Below are 2065 nucleotides of genomic sequence, written 5' to 3'. Positions count from 1 at the left end.
GTCGAGTAGGGTCGGGGACTGGCGCGGTGGATAAATCTCCGTTTCCAGTCCCCGCCGCTTCAAACCGGACATGCGGTTCTCCCGCATCCGGCTTTCCGACATCGTTCACCGCTGGGCATGCGCCGCCGCCCCGTGCCAGTTTCCGGCAAGGCGGAAGACCCCGAGCCGACTGATCCACCCGTAGTTGTAGCGGGCGGCCCAATTCCGGCCCGACAGGCCATGTTTGCTGCTGGTGAAAATCGCCAGCCGCTCGTGGACGTACTGGTCCACCGCTATGAACTTCCGCGCGGAATTTCCATTGCGGAAGTACCCAGCCCATCCCCGGAGTACGGGATTGAGCTCGGCCACCACGGCAGCCACTGGCCGCTCGGTCCGAGAGCGGGAGGTAGCAGCGCGGACCTTGTCCCGCAGTACCCCCAACGCCCGTTGCGAGGGCCACCGGTACAGGTAGAACCTGCCCCGCCACTTCCACGATTCCACTTTCCGGTGGTGGAAGCCGAGAAACTCGAAGCCCTGCCCGCCCCGGGTGAGGCAGGTGATGCCGGACTTCTCAGGGTGCAGTCGCATCCCGAGCCGTCCCAGCACCCTGGCCGCCAGCTGCTGGGCCTGCTCGGCCCGTTGTCTGGTCGGCGACAGGACCACGAAGTCATCGCAATACCTCACCAGCACTCCCAGCCGGCGGCCCTCGTCCTGCCATGCCTCATCGAGGAGGTGCAGAGCAACGTTGGCGAGCAAAGGGGATATTGGTGAGCCCTGTGGGGTTCCCGCCCCGGTCGGGGAGGTCACCCCACCCTCCAGTACCCCCAGCCGCAGCCACGCCCGGATCAGCTTCAGCATCGAGCGATCGACCACACGCCTCGCCATCTGGGCGACGAGTGCGTCATGCCCGATCGTCCCGAAGCAGTCCCGGATATCGGCCTCGAACACCCATTCCCGCCCTTGGTTCGCCGCCACGCGTACAGCATCGCACGCGTCGATCGCGGACCGTTTCGGACGGAATCCGTAGCTCGCCGTGGTGAACCCGGCCTCGAAGACCGGTTCGAGAACCATCTTCGCGGCCGTCATCACCACCCGATCCGCCACGGTGGGAATCGACAGCGGCCGGGCCTCCCCCGGCCGCCCCGGCTTGGGGATCATGACCCGCCGCAGCACCGACGGACGATACGTATACGTCCGCAGTCGCTCCGCCAGATCCTGGAGGAATACATCCACCCCCGAGGCCGCCACCGCGTCGACGGTCACGCCGTCCACGCCGGGGGCTCCCCGGTTCGCGCACACGACCGACCATGCCCGCCACAAGACGTCCATGCGGTGGACGTGGCCATACAGGGCATGGAACCGCCGATCGGGTTCTTGCTTGGCACAGCGGTAGAGCGTCCACTGCAAGGCTCGGACCTTGTCCAGAGGACGGCCACCCGGTCCTGCGGCACCGTCCTCCCGACGGATGGACCTAGCCGATACGGCACTCATCCGGGCCCCTCCCTGTTCGCGAATCGCATCGATGAAGCAGGGGCCCTTCGCTCCCAGCGGGTTGTGTTGTCCCGCCGATCGGCACTACTACGGCCCCCTCCGACTGCCTCTCGGCAGCCCGCCACTTCCCGGTTCCGCCGGTTATAAGCGGGCCACGCTCCCGGGCCGCATACCCGGGGCCGAGTAGGCCCTCTCCAGTTCCCAGGACAACCTTCCGACCGTTCCACGCCCCTTACGCCGGGAGGTTCCTCGGCGCCCGCTCCAGGTTCCCGGACGCCTTCCATGGCCTTCGCCCTACGCATACGGGCTCGGCACCTCCTTGGCCCACCCCATCGGGCGGGGTCTGCATGTCGACGCTGCAGGCTTCACTTCATGTTGCGGACCGGCCGGTCGCACGCCCCCGAAGGACGCTTGTCACCCCACTTCGACGCCGCCCTCTCGAACGACGCCGGGAGTCAGCTACCGAGGACCCTGGCATCTCCCCGGACCGGACTTGCACCGGCTGGCTGCCCTGAACTTGTCGCCCGGTTACATCCCTTCCACCTCTTTCAAGCTGGGACGATGCCCGAACTCCTGGACGTACACGCGTAGTGCA

At 67.0% G+C, this 2065-nt stretch carries 1 protein-coding gene; it reads right to left on the bottom strand.

The annotated features are described in order from the left end of the window. Positions 1–105: 105 nt before the first annotated feature. Positions 106–1308 carry a group II intron reverse transcriptase/maturase gene (gene ltrA / locus ACFU8W_RS52360; RefSeq protein ID WP_384052963.1) on the bottom strand — a complete coding sequence of 401 codons (1203 nt, stop codon included), beginning with the start codon at positions 1306–1308 and terminating at the stop codon, positions 106–108. Positions 1309–2065 lie beyond the last annotated feature (757 nt).

Source organism: Streptomyces sp. NPDC057565 (genome assembly GCF_042801455.1).
In the GTDB taxonomy this organism is placed as follows: Bacteria; Actinomycetota; Actinomycetes; order Streptomycetales; family Streptomycetaceae; genus Streptomyces; species Streptomyces yanii.
This window is presented reverse-complemented; position numbering and strand designations above follow the sequence as displayed.

Coding starts and splice junctions, on each gene's coding strand:
- ltrA (WP_384052963.1), bottom strand. CDS start 1,308: ATGGACGTCTTGTGGCGGGCATGGTCGGTCGTGTGCGCGAACCGGGGA.